We start from the raw sequence: 17,463 nt of genomic DNA, 5'->3' as shown, positions 1-17,463 counted from the left end.
TAATAAAAAACAAATGTTAGATTTTTCAGAATTCTCAGGTTTAGTTTTATTTATGTTTATTTTTACAGCTGGATTTTGGTTGTTAATTTTCTTATTAACATTTGTAGTTCCTTATTGGATTGGTGGAACTATCTGGGAAAACATAAAATTAAAAAGAGAAGCTAAAAAAGCTGCTGAAGGTAAGTAGGTAGTTTTTATAAAATATAAAAAAAGCTCGTTCATCATGAACGAGCTTTTTTAATTGGTATAGATAGAATTTTAGTATACAATTGAATTAAGCTTTTATTGGTTCTTATTAAACTTTTTACTAATTATTTTCTTTTTCCATTCTTCTCCAAAAAAATCAAAAGAATTAAGTGAGTATATTCCTAAAACAATTAACCAAGAAGCGAGTATCCATAAAAATAGAGGCCAATTGCTTGAATCATTAATTGCAATTATAAAAGGCACAACTAAACTTAAAAGTGAAATAAAAAAAAGCTTATAAAAACCTTTTACTTTTTGAATGTATTCTTCTTCTAGTTTAATTTGTTCAATTTTTTTATTAGAATTAGTAATGTTAATTTCAAAAACAGCAGCTAATGACTTTATTGATTCTAACCCTGCATTTTCTCCGCTTTCAATTCGTTGAATTGTTCGTTTGCTTAAGCCACTCATTTCTGCTAGTTGATCTTGTGACCAATGGCGTTTTAACCGCATTTTTTTGATGTCTTTTAAATTGATAGCTTCGTACTCCATTGTTGTTTTGATTCTAAGATTAATTGTACTGCAAAGATAACGAATGAGTATTTTTTTAAATGAAATACAGTAGACATGAGGGTGACAGTTTAGTGTCAGATGTAAGACACCTATTTTTTTAGTGGTTAAATGTTTTCAACTATTAAAAAAAAACACGGAAAAAAATAATTTCCCCGTGTTTCTTTTTAGTGCTAGATTTTAAAAAAAATTATCCTCCAAATTCACCACTACCGCCATTATCGTTACCTCTTTGTGAACGTTCTCGTTTTTTCTTTTGATTAAAACGATATGTAAAACTTAAAGATATTTGACGTTCTCTCCATTGAAAGCTACCATCAATTATATTACTAGGATTGGCTCTGTCTCCATTATAGGTAGTTGTTTCTCTCTTACGAGTATTAAATAAATCACTTGCATTTAAAACTAAAGAAGCTTTTTCTTTAAAAATATCTTTACTAAATGATAGGTTGGCTACAAACATACCTTTTCTTTCACTTTGAGCAGTTTCTTGTGGACCACGGAACATGATACGTGTTTGCCATTGAATTTTTGCAGGTAATGTAATTCGAGCATTAAAACGTGTAAACCAACTGCTGTTATTAACTTCTTCTAAATTGGTTGTAATTTTACTTCCGTTTGGAGCTGTATATACATAAGAAAAGGCATCAGTTTTAAATTTGAAATAGTTAAAAGTAGCTGATAATTTTGCCCATTTAGCAGGAGAATAGTTGGTTGTTAGTTCAAAACCGTAGCGACTTTGGTCACTAAGATTTACAGGTTGTCGAACAAAAACATTTGTAGGTGTACCATTAATAATTCGTTCCTCAATAATTGATACACCTTGCATTATATCTGTTGAGTATTGGTAATAAATAGAAGAGTTTAAAGTTAACTTTCTAATTTTTGTTGTGTATCCTAAATCGAAAGAGCTAGTAAAAGTAGGATTGATATCAGGGTTACCTCTAAATACATTTGTAGCAGAACTACGAGATTCAAAAGGATTTAAAAACCAATGACGAGGTCTTCTTAACCTTCTACTATATCCTAAGGTAAGATTGTCAGAGTCATTTAATTCATAACCAAGGTTAACAGTAGGAAACCATTCTGTATAGTTTTTATCAGAAAACTGATTTGTCGTTAATACTCTTAAATCAATGTCTGTAATTTCTGAACGCAAACCTAATAAATAAGAGAATTTGTTAATTTTATTTCCGTACTGTGCGTAAAAGGCATATATATTTTGTTTAAAATCTATTGCATTTGAAGAGCTACTCTCAGCAAAAGAACCATCTGGTTGTCTTAGTCTAACTTTAAAGTCAGAATATAAATCTTGTAAAGTGGTTTTATGTCCAAGTTCAACTTGGCTGTTTTCACCGATAGGTAATATATAGTCTATTTGAAAAAGTTTGTCTTTTGATTCTGTAATTTGTGAATTTTGTTCAGATAAAACATCGTTGATTGTCACAGGAGAATCCTCTATTTCTTTGCTATCTCCATACTGAAAATCCATAATTAGTTTTTTACCATTACCATCAAAGTTATTCGTGTAATTTATAGAAAATTGATTGTCTTTACCATCCTCATTTTCATTTTCAATTCTATTTTCTGTAGAAATCAAATTTCTATTAACATCAAAGTTTTTTGTGATATTAGTAGCTATATCTTCTCCTTTTGATTTTCTATAGAAATAAGTACCGGTTATGGAGCTATTTTGAGATATGTAGTATTCAAGACCTAATGAACCATTGTAGTTGTTATTTTTTCGGTCAAAAACCCTGTCTTCATTCCTGTAATCTTTAACAGTTCCGTCACTTTCAAAATTTGTGAAAAAACTTTGAGAATTTCCAGGACCTTTTCTATAAGAGTATCCTAAGTTTGAAAAGATGTTTAATTTTTTTGTTCTGAAATTTAAATTAGGAGATATTCTAAGCATGTCAGGATTTCCTACTGTTAAGTTCACAGAACCATTAAAACCGGTTATTTTTCCTTTGCGTAAAATAATATTTAAAATACCCGCGGTTCCTTCAGCATCATATCTAGCGGAAGGAGATGTAATAACTTCTACTTTTTCAATAGCATCTGCAGGAAGATTACGTAAAGCATCTGTTCCATTTAAGCCTACTAAAGCAGAAGGTTTACCATCTATTAAAATACGGACATTTTCATTTCCACGAAGGCTAACAGCTCCAGCTACATCAACATTTACTGATGGTACATTATCTAAAACATCACTAGCGTTACCACCTTTCACAGTCATGTCTTTTCCAACATTGTATATTTTTTTGTCTAAGCGTATTTCTACAGTAGATTTCTCAGCGATAATTTCAACTTCTTCTAAAGTTTCAGCATCTTCATTAAGTGTAATAGTACCTAAATTTACATTTTGAGTTAATTCTTTATTAGGAAGAGATTTAGTTTTAAAGCCTATAAATTCAATTTTTATAGCATACATTCCTTTAGGTATTTGAATATCAAAATTACCTTTAACATCAGTTACACCACCGGTAACTCTTTTGTTTTTTAAGTGTGTTAAAACAACTGTGGCATATTCTAATGGTTGCTTAGATTTTGTTTCTATAATTTTTCCTGTTAATCTTACTTTAGGAATATTTCGTTTTGTTTTAGGTTTTTGAGCATAAAGGGAGATGCTTAAAAAAACTAAGAGTAATGTAATTTTCTTCATTGAATTAGTTATATGAAAACTTTAGACTGCGAAGTTCTATAATGGTTTAATAGGGGTTAGTTAAAGCTTTGTTAAATAAGAAAAGATGTAAAACTATTTAATGAAGAGGTTTTTAAAGTTAGCGTGTTGTTTTAATGTAAAGAGATATTATTAAAAAACCATAGATTCTGTTATTTTTTATAATTAGTGGAATTTATGAGTAAGGTTTTAGCGATAAAACAATAATATTTAAGCTATTTTATATTAATTTGTAGAGTGTTTTTTTAATAAAATACTCATTTTTTGTAATCGATAGTAAATATAGGGTGGAGTAGAGGTGAAAGAATCATGAAAATAGCAATTTTTATTGAAGTTTTAATTATATATGTTAAAGGAAAATTTATAAAGTTTTGAATTTAGTTGGTTTTTTAAAAGAATATAATAACATCAGGCAGGGAATTTCCCTGAAGGATTGAATTAGAGAAAGTTTTGTTGATCCTCAAATTAATGAAATTATAAATTTTCTTGAAGCAGGAACATTTGTTCTTGGTTGGATGGGGTATTTTATCAATTTTGAAAATGATGAATTGATCTTTCCTGATTCGTATTATACTGATGGTGTTTTTATTTGCCCATCCTATTTACCATATTATCTCAAGAAATATCCAAATTTCAAACTTGAAGAAGGTTTCATAAGTCATCTTATAAGCGTAAACTACCAAAATAAAAAAGTAATTGGTAAAAGAGATGTTCTAATAATTGAAAATAAATTGTCAAAACTTTTAGAAGAATTGGACAACTCTAATTATTGTGATAAAGATGTTTGAAAACCGTTTATAGATAGTCTATTAAATAATAATTAGAAAAATAGTAGTTAAATGAATAGAGATCAAATAGCAACCTTAGTAGCTTTTTTATTTTTCATATTTACAGTATTGTATTTAACATATCGAGATAAAGAACTTGTAAATAATAAAGTAGAAGCTAAAGCAAAAATTATAGATTATTATAAAGCTGGTGGTAAATATTATTTAAAGTATTCTTTTAGGGTGAAAAATAAAAAATATGTAAGCGAATGCAACGTCTATTCTTTTAAGTGTGAAAATGGTGTTGATGGTTGTATAGGGGAAGAATTTAAAATTATATATTCAAGATTAGATCCTTCAAATAATGATATTAATTTGGGCAGGTATAATACTTATAAAAGAGGAAAAAGAATTTATGAATTAATTAATTAATTAATTAAAATAAAAATTAATTGAATTATATTCAATCCCTAGCTATCTCTTGTTTTCAAAATTAGTGGCGGTACTAATTAAGGGATAACAAATAGAAATTAAAAATAATATAAGCTACCTTAATTTAAGAATTAGGGTAGTTTTTTGTTTAAGAAGGAGTTTACTTTTTTAGAATGAGACAGTCTTAATTTCTACTAATAAATACTAGCGGTAGGTGAGAGTATTGTAATTTTTTTCATTGAATTAGTTTATAAAAACTTTAGACAACGAAGGTCTATAATGGTTTAATACACTTTAGTTAAAGCTTTGTTAAATAAGAAAAGATGTAAAACTATTTAATGAAGAGGTTTTTAAAGTTAGCGTGTTGTTTTAATAGAAAGAGATATTATTAAAAACCCACCTTTGCTCTTCTTCAAAGGTGGGATTTAATTCAAAATAAACTTAGTAACAAATTACCTTACTGCAATAGGATAGTTTTCACCTCTATGTCTTACAGAACCTGAAAATCTTGGTCCTCTTCCTCTAGCATGCATAATACCAGCAACATGAGGAGAAGCCATTGAAGTACCACTTAAGGTAGCGTAACCACCATTTAAATAAGTGCTTCGTACACTACTTCCAGTTGCAATAGCGTCAATAGGATTCATGTTGTAATTAGAAAATGATGAAAAGCCACGATTACAAGTCATAGAAGCAACTGTGTAAATATTACTTCCGCTTATACAAGCAGGATTGTAATAAGCAGCATTATCACTATCATTTCCTGCTGCAATAGCTATATAACTTCCAGAGTTTGAAAGTGATAATAAAGCGCTTTTGTAAGCAGAACTATTAGAACAGCCACTACCATAATAACCACCTAAACTTAGGTTTACAACATCACCAGGAATGTCATATTGTCCAACATGGTTAATACCTGCAAGAATGGTAGATGTACTACTACCACCGCTACAACCAAATACACGTACTGGTACTACCGCAGCACCTGCAGAAACTCCAACAACACCAAATCCATTGTTTTTAGCAGCTGCAGTTCCTGCTACGTGTGTACCATGTCCATTACAGTCATTTGCAGATCCACCTACAAAAGATTTTGCATAAGTTGTGTTGGTAACAACATTTAAATCTGGGTGATCTAAGTCAATACCACTATCAATTACCCAAATCCATTGGTTTTTTCCAGATCCATCTGCAAAACCACCAGCTCTACTTACACCACAAGGGGTTTGTTGAGCCATTCTTTGTGAACCATTTGAAGAAGTAGTTTCTTCAATTTCGAATTTTGGTATTTCAACAATACGATCAAACTCGATTGAAGCAACGTTTTCATCTTTCGAGAAAGCAAGAGCTTCTTCTTTGTTTAATTTCACGGCAATACCAGAAATTTTGGTAGTGTAATAATTCAAAACTCTTGATTGATCAACCTTATGATCTGTAAGTATACGGTTGATTTCTGAAATTGAGTTTTCTGAAATTTTTCTTACCGAACTAGCTTTCGCTTTTCTACCGACAATAGGTGATTTTGACAATACCCTTGAGGCTGGATTAATGGTTGAGTTTTTAAATACAACAATGTATTGGCCTGGAATGATTTTTCCCTCACTCGCTATAGGTTCTACATTTTGTGTGCTTTGGTCAGAAACATTTTCGTTCTGACAAGAAGTAATTAAGAATGCAATTGAAAGTGCACTCACAAAAAAATTGTTTAATTTTTTCATAATGAAGGGTTTTAATTTGAATCAAAAGTATAAAATCTTCTAAAATATTAAATGTTAAAAATGTTTATAAGTATTTGTTTTTTAGGTTTTTATATTGTATAAAATAAGTGCTTATATTTATTAAAGCAACTGTGTTGCTATTGAAAACATTGAGAAAAAGAGAGTTTTAGAAGTTAAAAAAAGATTACTATTTTAAATGTAAATTAAGAGTGCTTATGTTGTTAAATTAACAATTACTTAACATTAGAATAGTTTTTCTGTAGTAGAGAATTTTAAAAAAAATAAAGTTTTTTATTTTTTTAATTACGTTAAAAATGATGATTTCGAAGTTTTTTTTAAAAAAAATAGAGAGAGTTTATTTTAAAGCCCTTTCTAGTTTATTTAAATCAGCATTTTATATATAAACTATAAGAGTATTTGTTTCATTTGGAAAGAAAAACACTTAATAGGGAAACTAGTTAACCAAATGATACACTAAAGTTTTTACATTCGAGAACTCATATTTATGATTAAACAATAAAAAGGAGATTCCTACTACTAATGAATGTACTGCTAGTTTTTGAAATAAAACTTTAAAACTACTAGTTGTTATTAATAATTTTTCAAAGAAATTATACTATTTCCTCATTTTTTCAAAGGCTATTTTTAGGAAACACAATGTGTAATTACTATGCTGTAAGTAAATATTTCAGTTTTAGAGTAATTATCATTTTTAATTATTATGGAGGAAACCGAAAATCCTTTACTAAAAAGAGTAGGTGCTATTTAACGATTAATCCCAAAAAAAACAATTAAAAGATGAAGAATCAAAACAATAAAAGGTCAAGCATTTTATGCTTTTTAATAACTATATTTTTTACCCAATTAGGAATGTCACAAAATCTAGTTGAAAATCCCAGTTTTGAACTAGGGTCAATACCTAATAATCAAGGGCAGCTTCAGCGTGCAACTTATTGGAGTCATTATAAAGGGGAGTGTATTCCTTATAATTCTAATATTCAAAGTACATTTCCGAGTTCAGATTTATTTGATAAAAACAGTCCTTCAGCTCAAATGAAGGTACCAAATAATAAATTTACTACATCAGCAGGACTACCGGAAAGATCAGGGAGAAATAGATATGCAGGAATATATACAGCGATTTATCCACCTAGCCCAGCAAGTGAAGAGAGGATAAGAGGAACATTAAAAAACTCATTACAAGCTGGAGGTTATGACTTGTCTTTATATTTAGCAAGAGCTAAAAACTTTTATATGCTTTCTAATCCACTCTTTGATCCTGTTAATTATTATAATGTAGAAGTGGTGCTACGTAAAGGTAATTCTTGTACGCAAAGTAAGGTTATTTATACATCACCAAGCGTAACTAATTTTCAATGGAAAGAGTATAAAACTACATTTGTAATAAGCCAAGGAGAAGCAAGTATTTATGATAAAGTTGAAATTAGATTAAAGATGTGGCCTATTGAAAAGATGGGAAACAATAATGCTAGAGCCATTTTAATTGATGATGTAAGTATTTCTAAAGTAGTGTGTAATTTGAATTCAGCATTTACAACAAGTATTACATGTAATGAATCATCTAATACAGTGTCTATTAATGTTGTTAATAGTGGGGTAAATCCAAATGGAACAGCGCATCAGTATGAAATATCGGAAATGAATAGTTTTAGTACTGCAGATGCTAATGTTGTTAGTGTAGTGGGGTATGTAAATGCAATATCTGGTTCGTATAATGTTCCTAATATTGGAGGTAAATATTATATGGTAAAGCATGGTGTATGGACCTCTACTTGTAGTTGGAAGGAACAAAGGAAAGTATTTAAAATACCGTATACATTTAACGGAGTAGTAAATTCTAATTTCAGCGGGTCTATTAATTCACCTACTAATGGATCACCTAGTCTTAATGTAAGTGCAACAGTATCTACAAATGCTGTAAGTAATTGGATTGTTTTTAAAAATACTGTAAATACATATCCTAACCTTTCTTCTTGGAGTTTACATACAATAGTAAATTCTACTACGCCAACTCATAATTATAGTGTGCCAAACGTACAGCATGGAATGTATTATTTAGTAAGGCATATATCAAGAACTAACTGTTCTCAAATTAGTTATACAGATAAAGTTTTCTTTATATATGAAGAGGAAAGCATGTTGAGTGAAGATAAAACTAAGTTGAAATATAATTTTATAGCAGAAAAAAAATATGAAGTTTCTGATGACAATCATAATGAAAATATGAAAAAGATAAAAGAGATGGATTTAAACACTGATAAAATTCAGTTAGTACAGCTTTATCCTAATCCTTCAAGAGAAAAGGTGTATTTAAAGAGTAATTTAAGTTTAGAAGGAGCAGAGGTAGAGATAACTAATAAATATGGTAAAATAGTTTATAGAACTAGATGGAAAAAAGAAAGTTCTATTAATGTTAAAGCTTTAGACAAAGGTGTTTATATTGTATTGATTAAAACATTAAAAGAAAGAATATCTAAAAAATTAGTAATTGAATAGATATTTTATTTGAAAAATAGTAAGCCGATTAGTATATAAATTCTAATCGGCTTTTTTGGCTTATAATTTCACCCATTTATTGTTGATACAAAGATAAGGATCAGCTGTAATACAATGAATTGGTATTCCTGGAACACAATATTCTCCTTGTTGAGGGCAAACTCCACCATTAATACTCTTTTGTTGTTTTCTTTCTAATTTTTGAACTCCGTTAAGTTTTAAGATTTCTAGCATGGTATTTTATTTTTAAAAGATTATTATTCTTAAAACTACATTATTTTTTGTTCAGCTTACTCACCCTTTATGGGTGATTTTTATATTATAATCATAAAAAAAACCAGAAGAATTAAATATCTTCTGGTTTATAGTAAAATTATAGTGTAGTTATAAACTATTATTATTTTTTGTTTTTACCTCTTTGTTGAGCAGCTTGTTGTTCTTGAGCTTGCTTCATCGCTGTATCTAAACGTTCACGGAATTTACTTTTTTTCTTTTCAGGACGTTTTTTGTTTTCTTCAATTTTTGCATGAATCTTAGCTTCATCTATTACAAAGTTTTTAATTACAAACATAATTGCAATAGTTAATAAGTTAGAAATGAAGTAATATAAACTTAATCCACTAGCATAGTTATTAAAGAAAAACAACATCATAATAGGAGAGAAGTAAATCATATACTTCATCATTTTACTCATATCAGGCATCCCTTCTTGTGGAGGAGCTTGCATGTTTGCTTGTTGACTTTGGTTCATTCTCATATAAAAGAAAATAGCTATTGAGGCTAGTATAGGGAATAAACTAACATGATTACCATACCAAGGAATATCAAAAGGTAACTTATAAATAGTATCATAAGATGATAAATCGTTTGCCCATAAGAAACTTTTTTGTCTAAAGTCAATGTTGGTTGGGAAAAACTTAAATAAAGCAAAGAAAACAGGCATTTGCATTAATGCAGGAATACAACCAGACATCATACTTACTCCAGCTTTCCGCTGAACAGCCATAATTTCTTGTTGACGCTTCATTGCATTTTCTTTACCTGGATACTTTTTGTTGATTTCTTCCATCTCTGGACGAATCACTTTCATCTTAGCACTTGATAAATATGACTTGTATAATACAGGAGACATTATAATTCTAACTACTATTGTCATTAAAATAATGATTAGACCATAGTTACCAATGAAACCTTTAAGCATATTAAATACTGGATAAAATACATAACGGTTTAATGTACCGAATATACCCCAACCTAAATCTGCTGTTTGATCTAAATCCGTTCCTTTATAGGTTTTAAGTAAATTATAATCTGTAGGTCCATAAAACCATTGCATGTTATAATTTAATTCTCCATTTTTCAAAGCTAAAGGAGCTTTTAATTCATAAGCTTTAGTGAAAATGGTATCTTTCTTTTGGTCTTTAACCAAATCAGTAGAAGTAAGTGTAGCATTATTAAAAGCTGTTTCACTAAGTAAAGCTGAAGAGAAAAAGTGTTGTTTATAAGAAACCCAATTTACATCATTTACAACTTCAGAATTTCCTGGACTTAAATAATCAACTTCACTATCGGCTTTATAATAAAACCAAGAATACATGGTATTCTCTGTTTTTAAACTTTTTTCTTGACTAAAAGCTTTTAAGTTCCAATCTAAATTAATTTGTTGAGAAGCATTAATTACGTTACTTAAACCTTGCGAACGAATAGCAAAGTTAATTCTGTAATCGTCTTTCTTTATTTCATAACGGTACTCTAAAAATTTATCTTCCGCTACTTTTAATTTCATAGAAAGCACTTGTGTGTCTCCATTTTTGGTAAGAACAGGAGTAAATAATAAATCTTTAGTATTTAAAATACGATTATCATTAGTCCCGAAATTAACATTAAAAGAAGCATTCTTGTTTTTAATTAAATATAACGGTAGAGAATCGTGAGTTTTAAAGTTTTTAATTAGAGCTTCAGTAATTTGACCTCCTTTGTTATCAATAGTAAGTTTTAATAAACTATTTTCTATGATAGAGGCACCTTCTTTACTAGTTAAAGCACCGTAAGAAAAAGCACCTAATTTATTTTGTAAAGCAATTTGTTTTAAAGAGTCGTTTAAAACAACAGTACTTGTGTTATCTTGTGCTGGAGTAGTTTCAGAAACTTGTTCTGTTTGAGTACCAGTAGTAGTTTCAGGAGTTTCTTCTGGTTTTTGAGTACTCATCCACCAAAGTAAAATACCTCCTAATAAAAGCATTCCTATAAAGGAATTAAAATCGAATTTCTTTTGTTCCATTGATATATTTTATAAATGTCAACCTGTCAGTTAATGTTTTTCTTGTACAAAGAAAAACCCGACAAATGTAGTAAAACCCTATCTATTATAAAGAGTTTTACGTTGATTAATTTTGATATACAGTATAGCACAAATGCTATTCCATTTTTAAATAAAAAATCCTGCAAGTCAATTTTGCAGGATTTAAAAGTTATTTTTTTGATTGCTTAAGTGCAGCTTTAATAAAATCGACAAATAAAGGATGAGGATTTAACACTGTACTTTTATATTCTGGATGGTATTGAACACCAACAAACCAAGGGTGTGAAGGTATTTCAACTATTTCAACTAAGCCAGTTTTAGGATTAATACCTGTGGTTTGCATACCAGCATTTTCAATTTGCTCTTTATATTTATTATTGAATTCAAAGCGGTGACGATGACGTTCGCTAATTATTTCTTCTTTATATGCATTAAAAACTTTCGAATCTTGATTTAATTGACAATCCCAAGCTCCTAAACGCATAGTTCCACCTTTTTCAGTAACCTCTTTTTGGTCTTCCATTAAATTAATAACAGGATGCTTGGTTGAAGGATTCATTTCAGTAGAATTTGCTTCTTTTAAGTTTAAAATATTTCTTGCAAATTCAATAACAGCCATTTGCATACCTAAGCATATACCTAAAAAAGGAATGTTGTTTTCACGAACATATTGAACAGCAGAAATTTTACCTTCAATACCTCTATCACCAAAACCAGGAGCTACTAAAACACCATTTAATCCTTCTAGTTGAGAAGCTGCATTTTCAGGAGTTAGTTCTTCAGAGTGTATCCAACGAACATTTACTTTTGTTTTATTAGCTGCACCAGCATGAATAAATCCTTCAGTTATTGATTTATATGAATCATGAAGTTCAACATATTTACCAACTAAACCTATTTCTATTGTAGAGGTTGGATTTTTATGTTTTTCTAAAAATTTATTCCAAGCTTTTAATTTAGGTTGTTTTCTTGTAGATAAACGTAGTTTTTCTAAAACAACATAATCTAAACCTTCAGCAAACATTAAATTAGGAACATCGTAAATAGTTTCAGCATCTAAAGATTGAATAACATCTTGTTGCTTTACATTACAAAACAAAGCTAATTTACGTTTTATAGTATCATTTATTTCGTGTTCAGAACGACACACTAAAATATCAGGACTTACACCACTTTGCATTAACATTTTTACAGAGTGTTGTGTAGGTTTTGTTTTTAGTTCACCAGCAGCAGCTAAATAAGGAACCAATGTTAAGTGAACAACAATTACGTTTTCTTCACCTAATTCCCATTGTAATTGACGAACAGCTTCTATGTATGGTAAAGATTCTATATCTCCAATTGTTCCACCTATTTCAGTGATAACGATATCATAATCACCTGTATTTCCTAAAATTTGAATACGATGTTTAATTTCATCAGTAATATGAGGTATCACTTGAACAGTTTTACCTAAAAACTCTCCTTTTCTTTCTTTGTTAATTACAGATTGGTATATTCTACCTGTAGTAACATTGTTAGCTTGTGAAGTAGGAATGTTTAAAAAACGTTCATAGTGTCCTAAGTCTAAGTCAGTTTCAGCTCCATCATCAGTAACATAACATTCTCCGTGTTCGTACGGGTTTAATGTTCCTGGGTCAATATTGATATATGGATCAAGTTTTTGTATGGTTACAGAAAAACCTCTTTCTTGTACTAGTTTAGCCAAAGAAGCAGCTATAATTCCTTTTCCAAGTGATGAAGTTACGCCTCCTGTTACAAAAACGTATTTAGTGTTATTCATGGTATTGTTAGGTTTGGGCAAAAGTAAGAAGTCTAATAATTTTAGCAAACAAAAAAGTGTAAAAAGATATACTTTCCATAAAGTGATAAATATTTTTAAAAAAACAAAAAATGGATTTGTCAGACAAAAAAACTATTGTATATTTGCCCACGCTTTTAGCAGACGGAATTTCACAAAAGCAAGACATAATTTAAAGAAGATATTTTAAAAATATAAGTAATGCCAAAAAGAACGTACCAACCATCGAAGAGAAAGAGAAGAAACAAACACGGTTTCAGAGAAAGAATGGCTTCTGCTAATGGTAGAAAAGTATTAGCAAGAAGAAGAGCTAAAGGAAGAAAAAGTTTAACTGTTTCTTCAGCTCCAAGACCAAAAAAATAATGATATAATGTCATTCATATAGAGGTGTTACTTTTTATTAGTAACGCCTTTTTTTGTACCCAAGTAATTTATTATTTTTACACACAACTATACAACAAAATAAGTAATGCCTAAAAGACAAGACCTTAAGTCAATTTTAATTATCGGATCTGGGCCTATCGTTATTGGTCAAGCATGTGAGTTTGATTATTCAGGAACACAAGCATTAAGATCGCTTAGAGAAGATGGAATTGAAACAATTTTAATCAATTCTAATCCAGCAACAATTATGACAGACCCGTCAATGGCGGATCACGTGTATTTATTACCATTAAATACAAAGTCTATTGTTCAAATATTAAAAGAACATCCTCATATTGATGCTGTTTTACCTACAATGGGTGGACAAACAGCATTAAATTTATGTATTGAAGCTGATGAGAAAGGTATTTGGGATGATTTTAATGTAGATATTATTGGGGTTAATATTGATGCCATTAATATTACTGAAGATCGTGATAAGTTTAGACTTTTAATGGATGACATAGGTATTCCTATGGCACCTCAAGCTGCAGCAACTTCTTTCTTAAAAGGTAAAGAAATTGCTCAAGAATTTGGATTTCCTTTAATTATTAGAGCTTCATTTACTTTAGGAGGTGAAGGAGCATCTTTTGTATATAAAGAAGAAGATTTTGACGAATTATTAAGACGTGGATTAGAGGTTTCGCCAGTTCATGAAGTAATGATTGATAAAGCGTTAATTGGTTGGAAAGAATATGAGTTAGAGTTATTGAGAGATTCAAATGATAATGTAGTTATTATTTGTTCTATTGAAAATATGGACCCAATTGGAATTCATACTGGTGATTCTATTACTGTTGCACCTGCAATGACATTAAGTGATAAGACATATCAAAAAATGCGTGATATGGCTATACATATGATGCGTTCTATAGGTGATTTTGCAGGAGGTTGTAATGTACAGTTTGCTGTGAGCCCAGATGAAAAAGAAGAGATCATAGCAATTGAAATTAATCCACGTGTATCTCGTTCATCAGCATTAGCAAGTAAAGCAACTGGGTATCCTATTGCAAAAGTTGCTGCTAAGTTAGCTATGGGGTATCATTTAGATGAGTTACAAAACCAAATTACAAAATCAACTTCAGCTTTATTTGAGCCTACATTAGATTATGTAATCGTGAAGATACCACGTTGGAACTTTGATAAATTTGAAGGATCTGATCGTACCTTAGGTTTACAAATGAAATCGGTAGGAGAGGTTATGGGAATTGGACGTTCGTTCCAAGAAGCTTTACATAAAGCCACTCAATCGTTAGAAATTAAACGTAATGGATTAGGAGCTGATGCAAAAGAGAATAAAAATTACGATGAAATTATTGAGAAGTTAACAAATGCTTCTTGGGATCGTGTATTTATTATTTACGATGCAATTGCAATGGGAATTCCATTAAGTAGAATTCATGAAATCACAAAAATTGATATGTGGTTCTTAAAGCAATATGAAGAATTACACTTGCTTAAAAATGAGATTTCTACTTATACTATAGAGAATTTAGATAGAGAGTTATTGTTAGAAGCTAAACAAAAAGGATATGGAGATCGTCAGATAGCTCATATGCTAGGTTGTTTAGAAAGTCAAGTATATAATAAACGTGAAGAATTAGGTATCAACCGTGTATACAAATTAGTAGATACTTGTGCTGCTGAATTCGAAGCAAAAACACCATATTACTATTCAACATTTGAAAGTGACATGGAGGTTAATGGTGAACGCTTTACAGGAAATGAAAGTGTAGTATCTGATAAGAAAAAAGTTATAGTTTTAGGTTCTGGACCAAATAGAATTGGACAAGGAATTGAGTTTGATTACTGTTGTGTTCATGGTGTTTTAGCTGCAGCTGAATGCGATTATGAAACTATTATGATTAACTGTAATCCGGAAACAGTTTCTACTGATTTTGATACAGCTGATAAGTTATATTTTGAACCTGTTTTTTGGGAGCATATTTACGATATTATTAAGCACGAGAAACCTGAAGGTGTTATTGTTCAATTAGGTGGACAAACTGCATTAAAGTTAGCTGAAAAATTATCTAGATATGGAATTAAGATTTTAGGTACTAGTTATGAAGCTTTAGATTTAGCTGAAGATAGAGGGTTGTTTTCTAACTTATTAAAAGAAAATGATATTCCTTATCCACAATTTGATATTGCAACTACTGCAGATGAAGCAGCTGCAATAGCAGAGGTATTAGACTTTCCAATTTTAGTAAGACCTTCATATGTACTTGGAGGGCAGGGAATGAAAATTGTAATTAATAAAGAAGAGTTAGAAAAACATGTAGTTTCTTTATTAAGCCAAATGCCAGGAAACCAATTATTATTAGATCATTATTTAGAAGGAGCAATAGAAGCTGAAGCTGATGCAATATGTGATGGTGAAAATGTTTATATAATAGGTATTATGGAACATATTGAACCATGTGGAATTCATTCAGGTGATTCAAATTCAACCTTACCACCGTTTAATTTAGGAGAGTTAATTCTTGAACAAATTAGAGAGTATACTAAAAAAATAGCTTTAGCATTAAATACAGTTGGATTAATAAATATTCAATTTGCTATTAAAGATGATAAAGTTTATATAATTGAAGCTAATCCACGTGCATCACGTACTGTGCCTTTTATAGCCAAAGCTTATAAAGAACCATATGTAAATTATGCTACAAAAATAATGTTAGGTAAAAATAAAGTAACTGACTTTAATTTTAATCCTCAATTAGAAGGTTTTGCTATCAAACAACCAGTTTTTTCTTTCAATAAGTTTCCTAATGTGAACAAAAAGTTAGGACCAGAAATGAAGAGTACAGGAGAAAGCATTTTATTTATAGATAATTTACGAGATGATCAATTTTACGATTTATATTCACGTAGAAAAATGTATTTAAGTAAATAATAAAAAAAGCCGAAGTTTAAACTTCGGCTTTTTTTTAGAAAATAAATATTAAATATTTTCTTCAGTTTCTAATCGAACGATTTTTTGAACTTTATTTCTTAATAAATAATTTTTAATAATTGTTTTAGCTAGTTCTTTGTTTTCAATAGGTGTTAGCATTGATTTTAAAATACTTATTTGGTTTTCTTGAAAAGCCAAATTGGTAAATGCATAACCAAGTACAGTATTATTTTCTATTAAAATTACAGCATGTTCTTCAGGAATTCTTCCTTTATCAATTATTAAAAAAGTATTGTTATTAAAATTCGTATTGTTTTTTTTACGTTTACGAATAATATTGTATTTCGGACGTACACTGTCTAAATCTAAATGATATTTTAAGCGAGTAAGCAAAGAGTTTCCAGTTTCTTCATAAGTTACTTCATGTACTCTCTTAAACACTTTTTCAGCTTTAGAGGTTTTTTTTAAAAACTGTTTATTAACTTCTAGCTTTATGTTATTACCTCTACCTATAAAGATAATAGTTCCTTCTTGGTTGTGAATATAAAAAACACCTTGTGTTTCAGGAAGTTTGTTTAATATGTTTAAAATACGTTGTTTTTCATGCCTGTTATCAAAGTATTTTACAGATTGTTGTATGATCTCTTTATCAATATCTTTATCTAATAAAAGTTTAAAAAGTTTAACGGTAGCAAGCGCATCACCATTAGCTCTATGCCTATCAGTAACAGGTATTCCTAGATGTCTACAAAGTTTTCCTAAGCTATAAGAAGGAGAATCAATAATTAATTTTTTACTAAGTGCAACTGTACATAAAGTATTTTTATTGTAGTCATAGCCTAAACGACCAAATTCTGTTCGTAAAATTCTGTAATCAAAATTAGCATTATGAGCAATTAAAATACAATCTTGAGTTATTTCTATGATACGTTTGGCTACTTCATAAAATTTAGGAGCGTTTTTAAGCATTTTATTGTTAATACCTGTAAGTTTGGCAACAAATTCTTGAATTTCTCTTTCAGGATTAACTAAACTAATAAATTGATCTACAATTTGATGGCCATCATATTTATAAATGGCTATTTCAGTAATACCTTCTTCGTTAAATTTTCCTCCTGTGGTTTCAATATCTACAACTGCGTACAATTCTTTCTCTTTAAGCGGTTAA

13 protein-coding genes are annotated in these 17,463 nt (G+C 29.6%); 6 read left to right on the top strand and 7 right to left on the bottom strand.

The features are described from left to right. Nucleotides 1–13 precede the first annotated feature (13 nt). Entirely contained in the window at nucleotides 14–187 is a 174-nt protein-coding gene (locus DS884_RS18590) for a hypothetical protein (protein WP_176974425.1), read from the top strand. A gap of 95 nt (nucleotides 188–282) precedes the next feature. Here DS884_RS18590 and DS884_RS15315 read toward each other — a convergent pair whose 3' ends face one another. Continuing rightward, nucleotides 283–738, bottom strand: coding sequence for a helix-turn-helix domain-containing protein (locus tag DS884_RS15315; protein ID WP_113787375.1), 456 nt, complete (start codon nucleotides 736–738; stop codon nucleotides 283–285). A gap of 208 nt (nucleotides 739–946) precedes the next feature. Beyond that, nucleotides 947–3,421: an outer membrane beta-barrel family protein gene (locus DS884_RS15310; RefSeq protein WP_113787374.1), complete on the bottom strand. Its 2,475-nt coding sequence runs from the start codon at nucleotides 3,419–3,421 to the stop codon at nucleotides 947–949. 533 nt (nucleotides 3,422–3,954) lie between these two features. Between DS884_RS15310 and DS884_RS15305 the strand changes: the two genes are divergently transcribed. Together DS884_RS15305 and DS884_RS15300 are read left to right on the top strand one after the other, a co-directional pair. Further along, complete coding sequence (locus DS884_RS15305) at nucleotides 3,955–4,227, top strand: hypothetical protein (protein ID WP_113787373.1); 273 nt, start codon at nucleotides 3,955–3,957, stop codon at nucleotides 4,225–4,227. Nucleotides 4,228–4,278: 51 nt separating this feature from the next. Next, nucleotides 4,279–4,638, top strand: coding sequence for a hypothetical protein (locus tag DS884_RS15300; RefSeq protein WP_113787372.1), 360 nt, complete (start codon nucleotides 4,279–4,281; stop codon nucleotides 4,636–4,638). A 452-nt stretch (nucleotides 4,639–5,090) separates the two neighbouring features. Here the strand turns inward: DS884_RS15300 and DS884_RS15295 are convergent, their stop codons facing one another. Continuing rightward, nucleotides 5,091–6,356, bottom strand: a complete 1,266-nt coding sequence (locus DS884_RS15295) for a S8 family serine peptidase (RefSeq protein WP_093871636.1) — start codon at nucleotides 6,354–6,356, stop codon at nucleotides 5,091–5,093. A gap of 870 nt (nucleotides 6,357–7,226) precedes the next feature. On the opposite strand from DS884_RS15295, the gene DS884_RS15290 reads away from it, so the two are divergent. Beyond that, nucleotides 7,227–8,873 (top strand): T9SS type A sorting domain-containing protein, encoded by a 1,647-nt coding sequence (locus DS884_RS15290; RefSeq protein ID WP_158530855.1) that lies wholly within the window; start codon nucleotides 7,227–7,229, stop codon nucleotides 8,871–8,873. Nucleotides 8,874–8,933: 60 nt separating this feature from the next. Here DS884_RS15290 and DS884_RS18480 read toward each other — a convergent pair whose 3' ends face one another. From DS884_RS18480 to DS884_RS15280, 3 genes are all read right to left on the bottom strand, one after another. Beyond that, a complete protein-coding gene (locus DS884_RS18480; RefSeq protein WP_158530854.1) occupies nucleotides 8,934–9,107 on the bottom strand; it encodes a hypothetical protein in 174 nt (57 codons plus the stop codon). Between the two features lie 163 nt (nucleotides 9,108–9,270). Further along, entirely contained in the window at nucleotides 9,271–11,154 is a 1,884-nt protein-coding gene (yidC, locus tag DS884_RS15285) for a membrane protein insertase YidC (protein WP_113787370.1), read from the bottom strand. A 190-nt stretch (nucleotides 11,155–11,344) separates the two neighbouring features. Continuing rightward, entirely contained in the window at nucleotides 11,345–12,958 is a 1,614-nt protein-coding gene (locus tag DS884_RS15280) for a CTP synthase (protein WP_093871633.1), read from the bottom strand. Nucleotides 12,959–13,177: 219 nt separating this feature from the next. On the opposite strand from DS884_RS15280, the gene rpmH reads away from it, so the two are divergent. Both rpmH and carB read left to right on the top strand, forming a co-directional pair. Then, entirely contained in the window at nucleotides 13,178–13,339 is a 162-nt protein-coding gene (gene rpmH / locus DS884_RS15270) for a 50S ribosomal protein L34 (protein ID WP_093871631.1), read from the top strand. Nucleotides 13,340–13,445: 106 nt separating this feature from the next. After that, on the top strand, nucleotides 13,446–16,295 hold the full coding sequence (gene carB / locus DS884_RS15265; protein WP_093871630.1) for a carbamoyl-phosphate synthase large subunit: 2,850 nt from the start codon (nucleotides 13,446–13,448) through the stop codon (nucleotides 16,293–16,295). A gap of 48 nt (nucleotides 16,296–16,343) precedes the next feature. Here the strand turns inward: carB and DS884_RS15260 are convergent, their stop codons facing one another. Then, nucleotides 16,344–17,441 (bottom strand): PolC-type DNA polymerase III, encoded by a 1,098-nt coding sequence (locus DS884_RS15260; protein ID WP_113787368.1) that lies wholly within the window; start codon nucleotides 17,439–17,441, stop codon nucleotides 16,344–16,346. Between the last annotated feature and the right edge of the window lie 22 nt (nucleotides 17,442–17,463).

This window comes from Tenacibaculum sp. E3R01, from assembly GCF_003318185.1.
GTDB classification, from domain to species: domain Bacteria; phylum Bacteroidota; class Bacteroidia; order Flavobacteriales; family Flavobacteriaceae; genus Polaribacter; species Polaribacter halocynthiae.
Note: the sequence above shows the minus strand (reverse complement) of the source record. Positions and strands in the feature narration are given on the sequence as shown.

Coding starts and splice junctions, on each gene's coding strand:
- DS884_RS18590 (WP_176974425.1), top strand. CDS start 14: ATGTTAGATTTTTCAGAATTCTCAGGTTTAGTTTTATTTATGTTTATT.
- DS884_RS15315 (WP_113787375.1), bottom strand. CDS start 738: ATGGAGTACGAAGCTATCAATTTAAAAGACATCAAAAAAATGCGGTTA.
- DS884_RS15310 (WP_113787374.1), bottom strand. CDS start 3,421: ATGAAGAAAATTACATTACTCTTAGTTTTTTTAAGCATCTCCCTTTAT.
- DS884_RS15305 (WP_113787373.1), top strand. CDS start 3,955: ATGGGGTATTTTATCAATTTTGAAAATGATGAATTGATCTTTCCTGAT.
- DS884_RS15300 (WP_113787372.1), top strand. CDS start 4,279: ATGAATAGAGATCAAATAGCAACCTTAGTAGCTTTTTTATTTTTCATA.
- DS884_RS15295 (WP_093871636.1), bottom strand. CDS start 6,356: ATGAAAAAATTAAACAATTTTTTTGTGAGTGCACTTTCAATTGCATTC.
- DS884_RS15290 (WP_158530855.1), top strand. CDS start 7,227: ATGTCACAAAATCTAGTTGAAAATCCCAGTTTTGAACTAGGGTCAATA.
- DS884_RS18480 (WP_158530854.1), bottom strand. CDS start 9,107: ATGCTAGAAATCTTAAAACTTAACGGAGTTCAAAAATTAGAAAGAAAA.
- yidC (WP_113787370.1), bottom strand. CDS start 11,154: ATGGAACAAAAGAAATTCGATTTTAATTCCTTTATAGGAATGCTTTTA.
- DS884_RS15280 (WP_093871633.1), bottom strand. CDS start 12,958: ATGAATAACACTAAATACGTTTTTGTAACAGGAGGCGTAACTTCATCA.
- rpmH (WP_093871631.1), top strand. CDS start 13,178: ATGCCAAAAAGAACGTACCAACCATCGAAGAGAAAGAGAAGAAACAAA.
- carB (WP_093871630.1), top strand. CDS start 13,446: ATGCCTAAAAGACAAGACCTTAAGTCAATTTTAATTATCGGATCTGGG.